Genomic DNA, 15,546 nt, shown 5'->3' with positions numbered 1-15,546 from the left:
GCGTTCGTCCTGAGCCAGGATCAAACTCTCCAACAAAATCTTTGGAAAAGCGTCCCGGCAACATGAATGTTGCCAAAGGAATCCACAACCCACCCCAAAAAGAGATGAGCCGGGGTATTGCCATAATTGGCACTGGCTTATCAAGCACCCTGTTGAGTTCTCAAAGAACAACCGCACACCATCAAACCAGACCGCCAATCAGCGGCCCGCCCTCCGGGGCACTCGCTCTACTTTACCCGCCGTTTCCGCCGTGTCAAATCCGCGTTTCGCAACCGAATTCAACAACCACAGAAACTGCACAGGCACCCCAAAGAACACACGATCCGAGATCGCGTGATCTTGTCTGAGGTTCCTCCAGGACGGCCGCGCCGGGCCCGATCAACGGTCCCGCTCGCTCGCCCGTCTCCCTGGCGGCTCGGTAAACATTACTCGTCCAGCCGGGCAACTCCAAATCGGGGTCGCGCGACGCCGGTCACACCGGGAAGTCCCCGCAAATCCTCAGGTCGAGTGATCCACAGATGGCCTCCCACCAGGGTAGTCGTACCCCTCAGAAGTAGTCGTACCCCTCACACCTGACGGCAAACCAAGAACAGGCCTCACGTACGGCCGACGATCTGCAGACGCCCGCCCCTCAAGGCAGTCGTACCCCCGGACACGTGACAGTGCACCGATCACGGGTCTGCGGTACGGCCGGCGGGCTGCGCCGGGACGGACCGCGCCCCCGGATCGTGGGATCCAGGGGCGCGGGAGGCGGAGCGGCCCAGCTAAAAGCGCGTCCGGGAAGCCAAAGGGCTCCCGGACGGAGGATCAGGGCAGTACCTCGACGCCGGCGAAGGTGCGCTTGCCGCGGCGAAGAACCAGGAACCGCCCGTGCAGCAACGCGGACGCCGGGATCACGGCCTCACCGTCGGTGATCCGCTCGTTGTTGAGGTACGCCCCGCCTTCGGTGATCGTGCGGCGGGCCTCGTTCGCCGATGCCACGAGACCGGCCTCCTTGAGCAGGACACCCACGGCCGGAAGCTCACCCCGTACCGGATGAAGGCCTGCCTCGGCGAGAGCGGCGCGCAACGTGTCCGCGGACAGCTCGTCAAGCGAACCCCGTCCGAAGAGGGCCTGGCTGGCGGCGACCGCCTGCCGGGCCTCCTCCTCGCCGTGCACCAGGGCGGTGAGCTCCTCGGCGAGTGCACGCTGCGCCAGTCGCGCCTGCGGCCGCTCGGCGGTCGCCTTCTCCAGTTCCTCGAGTTCCTCGCGGGACTTGAAGCTGAAGTAGCGCAGGTACTGGTTGACGTCGCGGTCGTCGCTGTTGATCCAGAACTGGTAGAACGAGTACGGCGTGGTCATGGCCGGGTCGAGCCAGACGGCGCCGCCCTCGGTCTTGCCGAACTTGGTGCCGTCGGCCTTGAGGACCAGCGGGGTGACGAAGGCGTTCACCGGGCCGGCTCCGCGGCGACGGACGAAGTCGACGCCGGCGGTGATGTTGCCCCACTGGTCGGAACCGCCGAACTGCAGCTGGCAGCCGTGCTGGACGTGCAGCTGGTAGAAGTCGTTGGACTGCAGCAACTGGTAGCTGAACTCGGTGAAGCTGATGCCACTTTCGAGGCGGTTGCGCACCACGTCACGCGCGAGCATCTTGTTGACGGGGAAGTGCTTGCCGACGTCGCGGAGGAAGTCGACGACCGACATCGGGCCGGTCCAGTCGAGGTTGTTGACCAGGGTCGCGGCGTTGTCACCGTCGTAGGTGACGAACGGGGAGAGCTGTTCACGGATGCGCTGCACCCAGCCCTCGACCACCTCGGGCGGGTTGAGGCTGCGCTCGCTCGACTCGCGCGGGTCGCCGATCTGGCCGGTGGCGCCGCCGACGAGCAGCAGCGGACGGTGGCCGGCGAGCTGGAGACGGCGGGCGGTGCACACCTGCATGAGGTGACCGACGTGCAGCGAGGCGGCGGTCGGATCGAAGCCGACATAGAACGTGATCGAGCCGCCGTCGAGCTTCTTGCGGAGCTCGTCGGGATCGGTCGAGTCCTGGATCAGTCCGCGCCACAACAGGTCGTCTACGAGAGTCACGTCTCGGATTCTCCCGCACCGCCTCATATAGAGCGATGCTGGGTGGATGGGTCACCTGGGTAGCGCGAGTCCTCCGTACGAGATCTCGAAGAAGAAGGCCGAGGCGCGGCTGGCCGCGGCGCAGGAACGGCTGTTGCGGTTGCGGCTGCTGGTGGGCGGCCAGATCGGGCCGAAGAAGATCGGCCCGCCGCTGTGCGTGGTGTTCGAGGGGTGGGACGCGTCGGGCAAGGGTGGTGCGATCAAGCGGCTGGTGGCGCCGCTGGATCCCCGGCACGTACGGGTGTCGCAGTTCGCGGCCCCGACGTACGACGAGAAGCGGCACCATTTCCTGCAGAGGTTCTGGACCGTGCTGCCCGGCTGGGGCGGGATGGCCGTGCTGGACCGGTCCTGGTACGGCCGGGTGCTGGTGGAGCGGGTCGAGGGTTTCGCGACCGGTGAGCAGTGGAAGCGGGCGTACGACGAGATCGCCGAGTTCGAGCGGACGCTGACCTCCGAGGGCATGATCCTGATCAAGTTCTGGATGCACGTGTCGGACGAGGAGCAGCTGAAGCGGTTCGAGAGCCGGCGTACGGATCCGTTGCGCCAGTGGAAGCTGACCGACGAGGACTGGCGGAACCGGGAGAAGCGTGCCGACTACGAGGCCGCGGTCGAGGAGATGATCGAGCGGACGGATCGGCCGAAGGCGCGCTGGCACGTGATCGCGGGCGACGACAAGCCGTACGCGCGCCTCGCGGTGGTCGAGAAGGTGTGTCACGTGCTGGAGAGGAAGCTGGAGAAGCGCGGCTACGACCTGCGGGCCGCCGACCATGGAGAGCAAACAGAGTAGAGCGTTTTGCCACGGCAAAAGGGCATATGCCCGATATCCTAGCCGGATGACCATGAGCAGGAAGTCAATTTCCCGCGTCACCCTGCTGCTGGGTCTCGCGGCGAGCACCGCTTGGGCGGCCGGACCCGCCCAGGCATCCGACGAACCGGTCGGCGCCCACCTCGCGGCGGCCGCCGTGCAGGCGGCGCCGGTCCTGGCCGGCGCACAGGAGCCGCCGATCCCGGCCGGCGCGCAGGAGGTCCCGGATCCGGCCGCCCGGCAGGCGGTCCAGGTCTCGGTGAAACGGACGCGCGGCAAGTTCAACCAGTCGATCTTCCAGGTGTCCGGTGGTACCCGGCACGCCGGTGAGGTGCTGCGGCTGGCCTCAAGTCCCGCCTTCCGGGGGCTGGACCCGCACTACCTGCCGGCCGACAAGTCGGGCCGCTACCGGTACGAGGTGACCGTCCACTACCGCAACGGCAAGTTCAAGAAGGTCGTCACCTACTCGAACACGCCCGGCACACCACGGGTGCTCGTCGAGGTGATTCGTAAGGTGGAGACGATGCCGGCACCGTCCTTCCCGCCCGGCTTCCCGTTCAACTGAGGCCTTCGACTACGGAAAGGGCCTCCCCCGTCCGGGGAGGCCCTTTCCCTCACAAGGCGAGCTTGCGGGCCGACGCGGCGTCCGGTGCGGCCACCGCCAGCGCGGCCAGACGGCGGCAGTCCGCCTCGGTACGCACGGCCAGCGCCGCCCGGACCGGACCGATCGCGCGTGGCGACATCGACAGACTTGTCACGCCGAGCCCGACCAGCACCGGTGCGAGCAGCGGATCCGACGCCGCCTCACCGCACACCCCGACCGGCTTGCCGGCAGCCCGCCCGGCCTCCCCACACACGCCGATGAGCTGCAGCAACGCCGGCTGCCACGGGTCGAGCAGGTCGGCCAGGCCGCCGCACATCCGGTCGGCGGCGAACGTGTACTGGCTCAGGTCGTTCGTGCCGATGCTCAGGAAGTCGACGACCTTGAGCAGGTCGGCGGCCCGCAGGGCGGCGGCCGGCACCTCGATCATCACCCCGGCCTTCGGCAGGCCGGCGTCGTGGACAGCGGCCGCGAAATCCGTCGCCTCGGCCAGGGTGGACACCATCGGCGCCATCACCCAGACGTCGGCGCCGGTCTGCGAGCGGGCCTCGGCGATCGCGGCGAGCTGCGTGGTGAGCACCTCCGGGCGCTGCCGCGCCACGCGCAGGCCACGAACACCCAGGGCGGGGTTCGGCTCACCGTCCTGGTTCAGGAACGGCAGCGGTTTGTCGGCGCCGGCATCGAGCGTACGGATGACGACCCGCCGCCCGGTCATCGCGGTGAACACGTCGCGGTACGCCGCCACCTGCTCGTCCCGGGACGGTTCCTGAGACCGATCGAGGAACAGCAGTTCGGTACGGAACAGGCCGATGCCCTCCGCGTGCGCCTCGTCGGCGGCCGGGACGTTGCGGACCGAGCCGACGTTGGCGAGGAGCTTCACGCCGTACCCGTCGGAGGTCTGCCCCGGACCGGATGAGGTCGACGCCGCGGCGGACTCCTGGGCCGCCTCCTTTGCCGCGGCCGTCGCCTCCGCCTCGGAGACACCGGTCCGGAGCTGTCCGGACGAGCCGTCGAGCAGCACGATCGTGCCGTCCGGCACGGCCAGCACACCGGGACAGGCGACCACGGCCGGCAGCCCCAGCGCACGAGCCAGGATCGCGGTGTGGCTGGTCGGGCCGCCGACCTCGGTGACCAGGCCGATCACCTGTTCCGGGTCCAGGTCGGCGGTGTCCGCCGGAGCCAGGTCGCGGGCCGCGAGAACGTAGGGGTGGCCGGGCGCCGGAACGCCCGGCATCGGAAGGCCGAGCAGGACCGCGACCGCGCGGTCACGGAGGTCGTCCAGGTCGGCGACACGTTCGGCGAGGTAGCCACCGGCCGCGGCGAACGCCTCCCGGAACGTGGCGAACGCGCCGTCGATCGCGTGCAGCGCGTCGTGGCCGGCCTCGACGAGTTCGCGTACGCCGTCGCGGAGTTCCTCGTCGTCGGCCATCAGCGCCTCGGCCCGCAGCACCTCGGCCACCGTGTCGTCGGCCGTGCGGTCGGCACGCCTGCCGAGTTCGGCGACCACCTCGGCGAGCGCGGCCTCGGCCCGGGCGTACTCGGCGGCCGCGTCGGTGACCGGGACGGGGTCCGGGAGTGCCGGGGCGGCCGCGATACGCAACAGCGGACCGGCGGCGATCCCGGCGCACACCCCGATGCCGGTGAGCACCTCAGACATCGGCGTCCAGGTCCTTCGCCAGCAGTTCGGCCAGGCTGTCCAGGGCCTCGTCGGCGCCCTCCCCCTCGGCCTCCAGGATCACCTCGGTGCCCTGTCTGGCGCCGAGGGCGAGCACCGACAGCATGCTCTTGGCGGGGACCGGTTTACGGTCACCGGATCGGATGGTGACCTTGACCGGGGCCTTCGCGGCCGCCTCCACGAAGATCTTCGCGGGGCGGGCGTGCAGGCCGCTGCTGGAACCGACGGTCACCGTACGCGTGGGCATGGAAAAGCTCCTTAAGGCTCGATGGTGACCTTGATGGCCTCGCCGCGGGCGACGATCCCGAACGCGTCGATCGCGCTCTCCAGCGGCAGGCGGTGGGTGATCAGGTCGGCGACCGGCACGGCGCCGGTGGCGACCAGGTTGAGGGCCTCGGCGTTGTGCGCGGGGCTGGACCCGTTGGCGCCGACGATCATCAGTTCCCGGTAGTGCACCAGGTTGGAGTCGCAGGTGATCGTCGGGTTGTCCTTGGGCAGGCCGCCGAAGAAGCTGATCCGGCCCTGCCGGGCGGCCATCTGGATGGCTTGCTCCTGTGCCTTGCCGGAGGCGGCCGCCGTGATGATCACGTCGGCGCCGCGGCCGTCGGTGAGCTTGAGGATCTCCTCGACCGGGTCGACCTCGCCGGCACAGATCGCCGCGTCCGGCTTGACCAGCTCGGCGGCCATCTCCAGGCGCTGCCGGCTGAGTTCGACGAGGAACACCCGGGCGGCGCCGCGGGCCCGGGCCAGCCGGACGTGCAGGCAGCCGATCGGGCCGGAGCCGATCACGACCACGTCGTCGCCCTCGCCGACCCGGGCCAGGTTCTGCGCGTTGAGGGCGCACGCCAGCGGTTCGGCGACGGACGCCTCGGCGAACGACACGCCGTCCGGGATCCGGTTCAGGCCGTCGACCTTCAGAACCTCGCGGGGCACCACCATGTACTGGGCGAAGCCGCCCTCGAAGTGGTAGCCCATCGAGACCTGGTTCGGGCAGATCGTCATCCGGCCGCGCTCGCACTCGGCGCACTCGCCGCACGGGATCGCGGCGATCACCTGCACCCGGTCACCCGTCGACCAGTCGTCGACTCCCTCGCCGACCCCGACGATCTCGCCGGCGATCTCGTGGCCCATCACCCGGGGCGGGTGGATGTGGTGGTGGCCGAACTTGGAGATCTTGACGTCGGTGCCGCAGGTGGAGCAGTTCCGCACCCGGATCTTCACCTCGCCCGGGCCGGCCTCGGGCTCGGGGGCGTCCTCGAAGCGGACGTCACCGGGGGCGTGGAATCGTACGACCTTCATTGTTTCGCTTCCTCCTGGATGCTCCCGAGCAGCCGGATGACGGTCTCGGGTTCGGTGGCCTCGCGCAGTTCGCGGGCCTGGTCCTCGTCGAGCAGGATCTCGGCGAGAGCGGCGAGAAGTTCCACGTGGCCGTCGCCCCGGGCGGCGATGGCCACGCACAGCGTGACCGGCTCGCCGTCCCAGTCGACTGTCCCCGGGAAGCGCAGCACCGCGAGGGCGTCGCGCTTGACCAGGTCCTTGCCGGCGAGGGTGCCGTGCGGGATGGCGACCCCCTCACCGACGTAGGTGGAGATCGACCGTTCCCGGGCCAGCATCGTGTCGATGTAGCCCGGCTCGGCGGCGCCGATCTCGACCAGGACCTCACCGCAGAGACGGATCGCGTCGTCACGGCTGTCCGCCGTCTCCCCGAGCCGGATGCCCCGGGGATCGAGCAGCTGGTCAGACATGGAGATCGGTCCCGTCCTGGATCGCCTTGACCACGCGGGTCACGGCCGGGTCTCCGAGGAAGATCTGGAACGGCACGATCGGCTTGCCGGGTGCGACCGACCGGGCCCGGGCGGCCAGGCCGCTGTGGCAGACAACCACGTCGGCATCGGCCGGGATCGAGTTCACCGGGGTGTGCTCGACCGTTACCCCTGACTTGCCGAGCTGCTTGCGCAGGGTGCTGGCAAGCATCACGCTGCTGCCCATCCCCGCGTCACAGGCGACGACGAGTTTGTGGATGTCCTTGCCGTTGATGGTTGCCATGACTTCTCTCCTGTGGTGGTTAGGCGTTTTCCTTGCGGCTGGCCTCGGTGTCGTCGGCCGCCTCGCCGGTCGGTTCGTCGGGCTCCTGGTCGGACTTGAGCTTTCCGAACCCGAGGAGCAGGGACGCGACACCGAAGGTGACCGCCGCGGCGATGATCACGCCGAGGATCATCCCGACGTGGCTGCCCTTCGCGGTGACGGCGAAGAAGGCGAAGATGCTGCCCGGGGCCGGCGAGGCGACGGTGCCCGCGCCGGTGATCATGAAGGTGGCGACGCCGGCCATGCCACCGGCCATCATCGCGAGGATCAGGCGGGGCTTCATCAGCACGTACGGGAAGTAGATCTCGTGGATGCCGCCGAAGAAGTGGATGATCATCGCGGCCGGGGTGGTCGGGCGCAGCGACTTCGGGCCGAAGAAGAAGTACGCGAGGAGCAGGCCGAGGCCGGGGCCGGGGTTCGACTCGATCATGAACAGGATCGACTTGCCGCTCTCCGCCACCTGCTGCACGCCGAGCGGGCTGAAGACGCCGTGGTTGATGGCGTTGTTGAGGAACAGCACCTTGGCCGGCTCGACCAGGATCGACACCAGCGGCATGAGGCTGTGGTCGAGCAGCCAGTCGACGCCGTTGCCGGCCGCCTTGGTCAGGGTGTTGACCACCGGGCCGATGGCGAGCTTGCCGAGGATCGCGAAGCCCGCGCCGATGATGCCGGCGGAGAAGTTGTCGACAAGCATCTCGAAGCCGGGCTTGATCTTGCCCTCGATGGCGTTGTCGAACAGCTTGAGGACGTACGCGGTGATCGGCGCGATGATCATCGCACCGAGGAACATCGGCACGTCAGCGCCGACGATGACACCCATCGTGGCGGTGGCGCCGACGACCGCACCGCGCTGGCCGTGAACCATCCGGCCACCGGTGTAGCCGATCAGGAGCGGCAACAGGTAGGTGATCATCGGGCCGACCAGCTCGGCCAGGTTCTCGTTCGGCAACCAGCCGACCGGGATGAACAAGGCGGTGATCAGACCCCAGGCGATGATCGCCCCGATGTTGGGCATCACCATGCCGGCGAGATATCCGCCGAGCTTCTGGACGCGGGCCCGGAAACCGGCTCCGCTGACCTCGGGTGTGTACGAAGAGGCCATGAGGGATCTCCATTTCGGTGTGGAGAGTTATCGGAGGGGGGTGGCAGAGCGCTGTGGTGAGTCGCGGTCCACGGGTGGGCGCTGATCACCACGGGAGTGGCGGAACAACGGGGGTGTGGTGAGTGGCGGTCCGGGCGCGGGCGCGGGTCACCACGCGGGTGAGGTCAGGGATGGAGAGGGCGGGACGGGTCGGGGTCGGCGGTGACCCGTACGTGTGTGCGGTCGAGGTCCGCGGGGGTCGGCATGCGGCTGCCCGGGAGCGAGACGGCCGCCGCGCCCCAGGCCAGACCCTCGGTGAGCGCCGCGGCACCGCGGGCGCCGGCCGCCAGGAACCCGGCGAGCAGAGCGTCACCCGCGCCGACGGTGCTGCGCGGAACACTGACCGGGGACACCCCGGCGAGCACGCCGTCCGCGTCGACCAGGACGGCACCGTCGGCACCGAGGCTGGCCAGGACCGTGCCCGCGCCCGCCGCGCGCAACCGGCGGCAGGCCTCGACCACGTCGCCGAACGTGGCCGGTTCCGCGCCGACGGCCTCGGCGAGTTCCTCCCGGTTGGGTTTGACCAGGGCGGCACCGGCCGAGACGCCGGCCAGCAGCGCCGGGCCGCTGCTGTCGACGGCGAGCCGGGTACCCCCGGCGACCAGGCGTTCACACAGCTCGGTGAAGGCCGCGATGCTCGGGCCGGGCGGGAGGCTGCCGCAGATGACCACCCAGTCGGCGGTCGCCGCGGCATCCAGCACCGCCTTGCTGACCTGCGCGAACTCGGCGTCGGAGAGGACCGGACCGGCCTCGTTGATCTTCGTGACGGTGCCGTCCGGCTCGGCCAGGGTGATGTTGGAACGGGTCCGGCCGGCGATCGGCACGGACAGCAGGTCGACGCCCTCGGCCTTGAGCAGGTCGACGAGCTGCTCGCCCTCGGCGCCGCCGGTCGGGACGACGGCCGTGGACCGTACCCCGTTGGCGAGCAGCGCCCGGGAGACGTTGACACCCTTGCCGCCCGGGTCGATGTGGGAGTCCGCGGCGCGCAGCACCTCGCCGCGGACCAGCGCGTCGACCTCCAGAGCGCGGTCGACGCTGGGATTGAGGGTGACGGTGAGAATCACGCCCTTTCCCCCTCTCGGGAGTCAGGAGCGCACCTCGGTGAAGGCATGAGCAATCGAAGGGAGTTCATGCCTTCACCACCCGGACACCCGTGGTCTCGACCTCCGCGGACAGGTCGTGGTCCAGTCCGTTGTCGGTGATCAGCAGGTCGAGCTCGGTGAGGGCCCCGAACTTGGCCAGGTAATCGTTGCCGATCTTGGTGTGGTCGGCGAGCAGCACCACCCGGCGGGCCGCGGCGATCATCGCCCGCTTGACCGCCGCCTCGGCCGGGTCGGGGGTGGTCATGCCACGTTCGACGGTGCATCCGTTGGTGCCCATGAAGGCGACGTCGACGTACATGTCGGCGAGCGGCCGCAGCGCCCAGTCGTCCACGGTGGCCAGGGTCTTGCCGCGGACCCGGCCGCCGAGCAGCAGCACGGACAGGTTGGGCTTGACGCCGAGCGCCGCGGCCAGGACCGGGGAGTTCACCACCACGGTGAGCTCCCGATCGGCCGGCAGCAGCTGGGCCAGACGGGCCGTGGTGGTCCCGGCGTCCAGAATGATCGCCCCGTCCTCCGGCACCTCGGCGAGCGCGGCCTTGGCGATCCGCTCCTTCTCGCTTATCAGCACGGCGTCGCGGGCGGCGAGGGCCGGTTCGAAGCCGAGCCGCTCGACCGGGATCGCACCACCGTGCACCCGGCGCAGAACGCCGGAGCGCTCCAGCACCGTCAGGTCGCGCCGGATGGTCTCAGCCGTCACCCCGAAGGCCTCGGCCAGCGCGACGACGTCGACCCGGCCCTCGGCACGGGCACGTCGCACTATCTCCTGCTGGCGTTCCTCCGCGTACATCCTTGCTCACCCGCCTGGTTCGTTTTGGCTTTGTCTTTGTTTACGCCCGGTTCTGCCCGAGCGCAATATGTCGAAGAGATTTCGGTCTCCTGAATTCGCTGGACATACCACCACTAAACCGGGCCAATAGTGAGAGTCCGGTTGTGTTGTTTTAGCTTTCGGCTACGCCTCAGGCCAGATGACGCTCGACGATCAGGACCCGGTCGGGGGTGGCGTGCAGGACGAGCAGACCGCCCTCCGGGATCGTCGCGTCCACCGGTACCGGCGACAGCCGGCGGGCCAGTTCCTGAATGACGGAGAGCTCCGCGCAGAGGGCGGCCGGACGACCGGACGCCAACGATTCCTCGGCGATCCGCAGCGCGCCCGCCGGATCGGCGCCGGAACACGGAACGCCGGCCCCGTATGCGGAAATGACCGGCCGCAGCGGACCGGAGGTGTCACGCATCAGAAGCAGACTGCTCGTACTCACCCGGGCGCGGTTATGGAGTTCATGGAGAATCCGTACGTCGTCCGGCCGGCTCAACGCGTCCGCGGCCTGTTCCGGAGTAAGCCAGAGCAGGTCGTCGATGTCGTCCGAGGCTGCGAAAGCACAGGTGACGGCCGGGCTGACCTCGGCCGCGAAATAGTCGACGTGTTCCGGCCAGCCCTCGTGCAGATAATCGGTGCAGCCCAGCCACGGCCCGAGGCGTACCGGCAGCCCGGCCCGTTCCGCCACCACCCGGACCGTCGCCGCCGCGATGTGCTCACCGGACGCCACGCGCCCTTTCGGGAAACACCACTCGCCGTGCCGGCGATGCAGAACGGCGACTTCCCGGACGTTTCCCGCGCCACGCCACAGAACGGCTCCAGCACCCCTGACGGGCGCGGAAAACGACGGTCCGGAAATCACCGCATCACGTTAGGCCTCGTCCGGCTTGATCGGACTTCCCCGTTAGTGGGACGGGGCCGATCTCATCCCGGCGAGCAGCCCGCGCACCCGATCAGGTCGTCCCGTACGCGGGCCATCCGTGGGTGTCACCGCTGACCGCGGTAGGCGGGCAGGCCGAGAGTCTTGCGGATGGCCTGCTGGATCTCCTCGACCGGGGGGCGGCCGTCCACGTCGTGCACGACCTCCTTGCGCCGGAACAGCTCCAGCACCGGGCGGGTCTTCTCGTGGTAGTCGGTCAGCCGGGACTCCAGCGCCTCCGGGGTGTCGTCGGCCCGGGTGATCAGCTCGTGCCCGCAGATGTCGCAGCGGCCCTCCTGCTCGGGACGGTCGGCGATCAGGTTGTAGTCCATGCCGCAGCTCGGGCAGAGCCGCCGGCTCAGCACCCGGCGGCGCACCTCGTCGTCCGGCAGCTCCAGGTGGATGACGGCGTCGATGTCGTAGCTCTCCATGAAGAACGCGGCCTGCCGCCCGTTACGCGGGAACCCGTCGATGATGAATCCGTAGTTCCAGTCGTGGATCTCCATCCGGCGGCGCACCACCTCCTCGACCAGCTCGTCACTGACCAGCTCGCCGGCCGCCATGATCCGCTTGACCTGGGCGCCCATCTTGGTGTGCTGGCGCACGTGCCAGCGGAAGATGTCACCGACGCTGATGTGCACCAGGTCGAGGTCCTCGCGCAGCATCTTGGCCTGGGTGCCCTTGCCGCTCCCCTGCACCCCCATGATCACGTACTTGCGCATGCCGCCTCCCGGAAGCTCAGTTCGTCGCGCCGAGGCGCAGGGGGCCGGGCGCACGCCCGGACAACGTGGTCGGATCGATGCTCCAGGCGCCGGCCACCCGGAACACATCCCCTTCGGCGACCAGCACGGACGCTTCCGGGTCCAGGTCACCGGGGAGCCCGGCATCGCGCTCGGCGGCGTCCGGCTCGCCGAACCAGGACGTCACCTCACCGGTCTGTCCCACATAGCCGAAGGCGCGCAGCAGTTCACCGGAGCCGGCACGCTGCCAGCGGTGCAGCTCGGTGACCCGGTGGGTGGCGAAGAACTGCACCTCGGTGCCGAGGTCCGCGGAGAGCGCCACCACGTCCGGCCCGGGAGTCATCAGGGCACGACCGACCGCCAGCACCCAGGAGATGCCGCGCGCGCCGGGCAGTGGCGGGGTGACCGCGATCCGGTCGTCGGTCAGGTGGGCCAGGTCCAGCCCGTCCCGCCACGGCACGGTTCCCAGGTCACGCAGGCCGAGCGCCTTGAACACCGCTTCGGGATCACCGCCGGCGACCGCCAGCCAGGCCTGTTTGCCACCGAATCCGGTCATGACGTCATTCATGATGCCAACGCTATCCGGCCCTACGGCCAGCCGTAGTTGCGGCGCAGGATCGCCGCGATCCGGTCGAAACGGGGCCGGTCCAGGACCGCGCCCTCCCGGCGGATGCCGTCCTCGTCGACCTCGATGACCCGGTCCAGGCGCACCCAGCTGGGCCGCGCGTCCCGGTCCCATTCGCCGGGCCCGAGCGCCAGCCAGTGCCGCTGGCCGTCGCGCTCGGTCTGGCTGGAGAGCATCAGGCCGAGCAGCGTCCGCGCGTCCCGCCCCACCACCAGGACCGGGCGGTCCTTGCCCTGCGACGGGTCGTCCTCGTAGGGCACCCAGGTCCAGACGATCTCACCGGGATCGGCGTCACCGTCCAGATCGGGCGCGTAGGCGAGATGCCGCCCCTGCTTGGGCACGGCCTTCTTGACGGCGGCCTTCGCCGCGGGCGCGGGCCTCACCGGGGGCGCGGGCCTCACCGGGGGCGCGGGCCTCACCGGAGGTGCCGGGGGCTTGGGACCCCTCTTCTTCGGTACGGGCGGCGCGCTCGGTCCCGGCGCCGGGGAGGAGGGCGTCCCGAAGATCCGCCGGAGGAAGGCTTTCAGCTTTTCGAGCACCGGGCCACCCTACGGGCCGTACCGCCCGGCCGGACAGGGTCAAGATCGGAGTCTGGTGGAGTCCTCGACGGCCGGGTCACCGATTCCCGGGGTCGAACTCACCGTCCCGGACGCCGGCGAGGAAGGCGTTCCATTCGTGATGGCCGAAGACCAGCGCCGCGCCACCGGGGTCCTTGGTGTCCCGGATCGCGACGATGCCGGGAAGGTTGCGGGCCACCTCGACGCAGTCGCCCCCGTTGCCGCCGCTTCGAGTGCTCTTGTGCCAGACGGCATCCGTCAGGTCAGCCATCGCTCTCCTCGATGATCGTGCGGATGAGATCGTCGGAGTCGGACCGATCGAGCGCGATCGCCTCGAGTTCGCCCCAGATCGACTCGTACGTCTCCACCTCCGCGAGCTTATCCAGGTAGAGCGCACCGGTGAGGTTCTCGCAGTAGATGGTGACCGGTTCGGGCGAGGCGGTACCGACGGCCGGGAACTCCAGGATGGTGAACTGCCCGGAGCTGGCGGCCTTGTGCGGCCCGGCGGCGAACGGGACGACCCGCACCCCGACGTTCCGCCGGGTCGACATGTTGACCAGGTGGGCCAGTTGTTTCTGCATGCCGAGGGTGTCCGGGATGGCCCGGCGCAACACTCCCTCGTCGACGATCACGTCGAGCCGGGGAGCCCCGGGCAGCCGCCGGACGAGCAGCGACTGGCGTTCCAGCCGGACGGCCACGGCATTGGCGACCGCCTCCTCGTCGCCGTGCCAGGCCCGGAAGACGGCTTCGGCGTACTCCCTGGTCTGCAGCAGCCCGGGGATCACGCTCGGCGCGAAGGACCGCAGCCGCGACGCCGCCTGCTCCATGCCGACGTAGAGCTCGAACCATGCCGGGACCACGTCACCGTAGGCGTGCCACCAGCCTTTCGCCTTCGACTCGGCGGCCAGCCCGACCAGCACCTCGGTCATGTGGCCGGGCGCACCGTAGACGCCGCACATCGCGATCACGTCGTGCTTGCGGACCGGGACCTCACCGTTCTCGATCCGGTACATCCGGGCGCGGGAGAACTCCAGCTCGCCGGCCGCGGCCATCAGCGATATGCCGGCCTGCTCCCGCAGCTGCCGCAGCAGGCGGCCGACCTGACGCCTCGGCACGGTCGAGCCCGTCTCGTTCATGTTCCCCGGTCCCCCGTTGTCCGTCCGCACTGTCCGGTTGTATCGAACGAGACGATTCGGATGTCTCGCGCGAGACAGCGGGAATCCATTTACGGGATTCTCGCCACTCCGGCTTGAGACCGAGCCTAAGGCACGCGAGGCTCCACTGTGTAGTTGATGAATCGCACATGGTGAGGGTGGCATGTTGGTACCGCGGACCGAGCACGTCGGCGTGCGCCCGCTCTGGGACTGCCGGGTCTGCGGCGAACCGTGGCCTTGCGCCACCGCCAAGGTGGAACTGGCCGAGCAGTACCAGAGCTTCCCGCACGGCCTCGCGGTCTACCTCGGCTCGTGCATGCTCGAGGCGATCGACGATCTCGCCGCGGGCCGCGGCAGGCCGCCCACTGACCTGTACGGACGGTTCCTCGGCTGGGCGTCGTGAGGGTCAGCCCTCGACGCGTTTGCGCAACTGATCGTAGAGCTGCTGGTCCTTGACCGCGCTGAAGAGTGTGTCGCCGGCGCTGCTCAGCACCACGAACGGACAGGCTCGGTCGGCGCCGGTCAGCGACCGCTCGGCCACCTTGCGGCGGGTGGCCACCTCGTACACGGTCAGCCGGTACCTGCCCTCCACCAGCTTGCGGGCCTCGGCGCCGGACCCGCAGTCGCGGATCGGCCGGCCCGGACCGGTCAGGTCGAGACAGGCGACGAGCTGTGCCTTCACCGGCTCGGGGGCCCAGGCCCGGCGCTGGGTGGCCGACCCGGCATAGGCGGCCCGGTTCAGCGTCCGGGTGGTCCGGTAGTCCGTGCCGGCGGCTCGCTCACTGATCACCACCGGGTGCGGGGTGCCGCCACGGAGCTTCGGCGCGGACGGGTAGAACCAGTCGTCGCACACCAGATGCAGGTCGTCGCCGGTGCGTACGCCGTAGCCCGCCGGGCGCGGGCCGGCCACCGCCGCGCCTGAGGCACTGGGCGCCGGTTTGCGCGGCGCCGAGACCGCCGCCGGCGAGGTGCCGCCGACGCCGACGAACAGATAGGCCGCGGCGCTGAAGCAGGCCACCACGGCCACCACCACCACGGCGGAGATCAGGCGGGTGCGGCGGCGGGTGCCCTTCTCCGTGCCAGTGGGCGCCGGTTCGGTATCCGGCCCGGCCGGAACCGCGTCGAACCGGCCGAGCTCCAGGCCGCCGAGCGCGACGAGCCGGGCGCCGAGGCCCGCACCACCGTCCGGCTCGCCCGGCGTTTTCCCTGCCTGTTGCATGATCC

At 69.8% G+C, this 15,546-nt stretch carries 19 protein-coding genes; 3 read left to right on the top strand and 16 right to left on the bottom strand.

Going from position 1 to position 15,546, the window contains the following annotated elements; all coding sequences use genetic code 11:
- Nucleotides 1–807: 807 nt before the first annotated feature.
- A complete protein-coding gene (gene tyrS / locus AB0G04_RS37255) occupies nucleotides 808–2,091 on the bottom strand; it encodes a tyrosine--tRNA ligase (RefSeq protein ID WP_360993047.1) in 1,284 nt (427 codons plus the stop codon).
- A 19-nt stretch (nucleotides 2,092–2,110) separates the two neighbouring features.
- Here tyrS and AB0G04_RS37250 point away from each other — a divergent pair, with 19 nt between their 5' ends.
- Nucleotides 2,111–2,890: a UDP-galactose-lipid carrier transferase gene (locus AB0G04_RS37250; protein WP_360993044.1), complete on the top strand. Its 780-nt coding sequence runs from the start codon at nucleotides 2,111–2,113 to the stop codon at nucleotides 2,888–2,890.
- A 46-nt stretch (nucleotides 2,891–2,936) separates the two neighbouring features.
- Nucleotides 2,937–3,473, top strand: a complete 537-nt coding sequence (locus tag AB0G04_RS37245; protein WP_360993041.1) for a hypothetical protein — start codon at nucleotides 2,937–2,939, stop codon at nucleotides 3,471–3,473.
- 49 nt (nucleotides 3,474–3,522) lie between these two features.
- Here the strand turns inward: AB0G04_RS37245 and ptsP are convergent, their stop codons facing one another.
- The 14 genes from ptsP to AB0G04_RS37175 form a co-directional block, all read right to left on the bottom strand.
- A complete protein-coding gene (ptsP, locus tag AB0G04_RS37240; protein ID WP_360993038.1) occupies nucleotides 3,523–5,166 on the bottom strand; it encodes a phosphoenolpyruvate--protein phosphotransferase in 1,644 nt (547 codons plus the stop codon).
- Nucleotides 5,159–5,431: an HPr family phosphocarrier protein gene (locus AB0G04_RS37235; RefSeq protein WP_360993035.1), complete on the bottom strand. Its 273-nt coding sequence runs from the start codon at nucleotides 5,429–5,431 to the stop codon at nucleotides 5,159–5,161. The genes ptsP and AB0G04_RS37235 overlap by 8 nt, the downstream gene beginning before the upstream one ends.
- Before the next feature lie 11 nt (nucleotides 5,432–5,442).
- On the bottom strand, nucleotides 5,443–6,483 hold the full coding sequence (locus tag AB0G04_RS37230; RefSeq protein ID WP_360993032.1) for a zinc-dependent dehydrogenase: 1,041 nt from the start codon (nucleotides 6,481–6,483) through the stop codon (nucleotides 5,443–5,445).
- A complete protein-coding gene (locus tag AB0G04_RS37225) occupies nucleotides 6,480–6,929 on the bottom strand; it encodes a PTS sugar transporter subunit IIA (protein ID WP_360993029.1) in 450 nt (149 codons plus the stop codon). Before AB0G04_RS37225 ends, AB0G04_RS37230 begins: the two co-directional genes overlap by 4 nt.
- Nucleotides 6,922–7,230 carry a PTS lactose transporter subunit IIB gene (locus tag AB0G04_RS37220; protein WP_360993026.1) on the bottom strand — a complete coding sequence of 103 codons (309 nt, stop codon included), beginning with the start codon at nucleotides 7,228–7,230 and terminating at the stop codon, nucleotides 6,922–6,924. Before AB0G04_RS37220 ends, AB0G04_RS37225 begins: the two co-directional genes overlap by 8 nt.
- Before the next feature lie 19 nt (nucleotides 7,231–7,249).
- Entirely contained in the window at nucleotides 7,250–8,371 is a 1,122-nt protein-coding gene (locus AB0G04_RS37215; RefSeq protein WP_360993023.1) for a PTS mannitol transporter subunit IICB, read from the bottom strand.
- Nucleotides 8,372–8,535: 164 nt separating this feature from the next.
- Entirely contained in the window at nucleotides 8,536–9,474 is a 939-nt protein-coding gene (gene pfkB / locus AB0G04_RS37210; protein ID WP_360993020.1) for a 1-phosphofructokinase, read from the bottom strand.
- A gap of 64 nt (nucleotides 9,475–9,538) precedes the next feature.
- Nucleotides 9,539–10,300, bottom strand: coding sequence for a DeoR/GlpR family DNA-binding transcription regulator (locus AB0G04_RS37205; protein WP_360993017.1), 762 nt, complete (start codon nucleotides 10,298–10,300; stop codon nucleotides 9,539–9,541).
- 169 nt (nucleotides 10,301–10,469) lie between these two features.
- On the bottom strand, nucleotides 10,470–11,189 hold the full coding sequence (locus AB0G04_RS37200; RefSeq protein ID WP_360993014.1) for an NUDIX domain-containing protein: 720 nt from the start codon (nucleotides 11,187–11,189) through the stop codon (nucleotides 10,470–10,472).
- Nucleotides 11,190–11,314: 125 nt separating this feature from the next.
- The gene (locus tag AB0G04_RS37195; protein ID WP_360993011.1) at nucleotides 11,315–11,968 is read right to left on the bottom strand and encodes a nucleoside monophosphate kinase; all 654 of its coding nucleotides are present in this window, start codon (nucleotides 11,966–11,968) and stop codon (nucleotides 11,315–11,317) included.
- A 16-nt stretch (nucleotides 11,969–11,984) separates the two neighbouring features.
- Entirely contained in the window at nucleotides 11,985–12,554 is a 570-nt protein-coding gene (locus AB0G04_RS37190; protein ID WP_360993008.1) for a hypothetical protein, read from the bottom strand.
- A gap of 20 nt (nucleotides 12,555–12,574) precedes the next feature.
- Nucleotides 12,575–12,994, bottom strand: a complete 420-nt coding sequence (locus AB0G04_RS37185) for a type II toxin-antitoxin system PemK/MazF family toxin (RefSeq protein ID WP_360993005.1) — start codon at nucleotides 12,992–12,994, stop codon at nucleotides 12,575–12,577.
- Nucleotides 12,995–13,226: 232 nt separating this feature from the next.
- Nucleotides 13,227–13,439: a DUF397 domain-containing protein gene (locus AB0G04_RS37180; protein WP_360993002.1), complete on the bottom strand. Its 213-nt coding sequence runs from the start codon at nucleotides 13,437–13,439 to the stop codon at nucleotides 13,227–13,229.
- A complete protein-coding gene (locus AB0G04_RS37175; RefSeq protein ID WP_360993000.1) occupies nucleotides 13,432–14,304 on the bottom strand; it encodes a helix-turn-helix transcriptional regulator in 873 nt (290 codons plus the stop codon). The genes AB0G04_RS37180 and AB0G04_RS37175 overlap by 8 nt, the downstream gene beginning before the upstream one ends.
- Nucleotides 14,305–14,485: 181 nt before the next feature.
- On the opposite strand from AB0G04_RS37175, the gene AB0G04_RS37170 reads away from it, so the two are divergent.
- Complete coding sequence (locus AB0G04_RS37170) at nucleotides 14,486–14,725, top strand: hypothetical protein (RefSeq protein ID WP_360992997.1); 240 nt, start codon at nucleotides 14,486–14,488, stop codon at nucleotides 14,723–14,725.
- A 3-nt stretch (nucleotides 14,726–14,728) separates the two neighbouring features.
- Here AB0G04_RS37170 and AB0G04_RS37165 read toward each other — a convergent pair whose 3' ends face one another.
- Complete coding sequence (locus AB0G04_RS37165) at nucleotides 14,729–15,541, bottom strand: hypothetical protein (protein WP_360992995.1); 813 nt, start codon at nucleotides 15,539–15,541, stop codon at nucleotides 14,729–14,731.
- Nucleotides 15,542–15,546 lie beyond the last annotated feature (5 nt).

Source organism: Actinoplanes sp. NPDC023801 (genome assembly GCF_040639655.1).
In the GTDB taxonomy this organism is placed as follows: domain Bacteria; phylum Actinomycetota; class Actinomycetes; order Mycobacteriales; family Micromonosporaceae; genus Actinoplanes.
Note: the sequence above shows the minus strand (reverse complement) of the source record. Positions and strands in the feature narration are given on the sequence as shown.

Excerpts from the sequence above, each read along its gene's own strand:
- tyrS (WP_360993047.1), bottom strand. The coding sequence starts at position 2,091 with ATGAGGCGGTGCGGGAGAATCCGAGACGTGACTCTCGTAGACGACCTG.
- AB0G04_RS37225 (WP_360993029.1), bottom strand. The coding sequence starts at position 6,929 with ATGTCTGACCAGCTGCTCGATCCCCGGGGCATCCGGCTCGGGGAGACG.
- AB0G04_RS37235 (WP_360993035.1), bottom strand. The coding sequence starts at position 5,431 with ATGCCCACGCGTACGGTGACCGTCGGTTCCAGCAGCGGCCTGCACGCC.
- AB0G04_RS37165 (WP_360992995.1), bottom strand. The coding sequence starts at position 15,541 with ATGCAACAGGCAGGGAAAACGCCGGGCGAGCCGGACGGTGGTGCGGGC.
- AB0G04_RS37215 (WP_360993023.1), bottom strand. The coding sequence starts at position 8,371 with ATGGCCTCTTCGTACACACCCGAGGTCAGCGGAGCCGGTTTCCGGGCC.
- AB0G04_RS37170 (WP_360992997.1), top strand. The coding sequence starts at position 14,486 with ATGTTGGTACCGCGGACCGAGCACGTCGGCGTGCGCCCGCTCTGGGAC.
- AB0G04_RS37195 (WP_360993011.1), bottom strand. The coding sequence starts at position 11,968 with ATGCGCAAGTACGTGATCATGGGGGTGCAGGGGAGCGGCAAGGGCACC.
- AB0G04_RS37245 (WP_360993041.1), top strand. The coding sequence starts at position 2,937 with ATGACCATGAGCAGGAAGTCAATTTCCCGCGTCACCCTGCTGCTGGGT.
- AB0G04_RS37180 (WP_360993002.1), bottom strand. The coding sequence starts at position 13,439 with ATGGCTGACCTGACGGATGCCGTCTGGCACAAGAGCACTCGAAGCGGC.
- AB0G04_RS37220 (WP_360993026.1), bottom strand. The coding sequence starts at position 7,230 with ATGGCAACCATCAACGGCAAGGACATCCACAAACTCGTCGTCGCCTGT.
- AB0G04_RS37175 (WP_360993000.1), bottom strand. The coding sequence starts at position 14,304 with ATGAACGAGACGGGCTCGACCGTGCCGAGGCGTCAGGTCGGCCGCCTG.
- AB0G04_RS37250 (WP_360993044.1), top strand. The coding sequence starts at position 2,111 with ATGGGTCACCTGGGTAGCGCGAGTCCTCCGTACGAGATCTCGAAGAAG.
- ptsP (WP_360993038.1), bottom strand. The coding sequence starts at position 5,166 with ATGTCTGAGGTGCTCACCGGCATCGGGGTGTGCGCCGGGATCGCCGCC.
- AB0G04_RS37190 (WP_360993008.1), bottom strand. The coding sequence starts at position 12,554 with ATGAATGACGTCATGACCGGATTCGGTGGCAAACAGGCCTGGCTGGCG.
- AB0G04_RS37230 (WP_360993032.1), bottom strand. The coding sequence starts at position 6,483 with ATGAAGGTCGTACGATTCCACGCCCCCGGTGACGTCCGCTTCGAGGAC.
- AB0G04_RS37205 (WP_360993017.1), bottom strand. The coding sequence starts at position 10,300 with ATGTACGCGGAGGAACGCCAGCAGGAGATAGTGCGACGTGCCCGTGCC.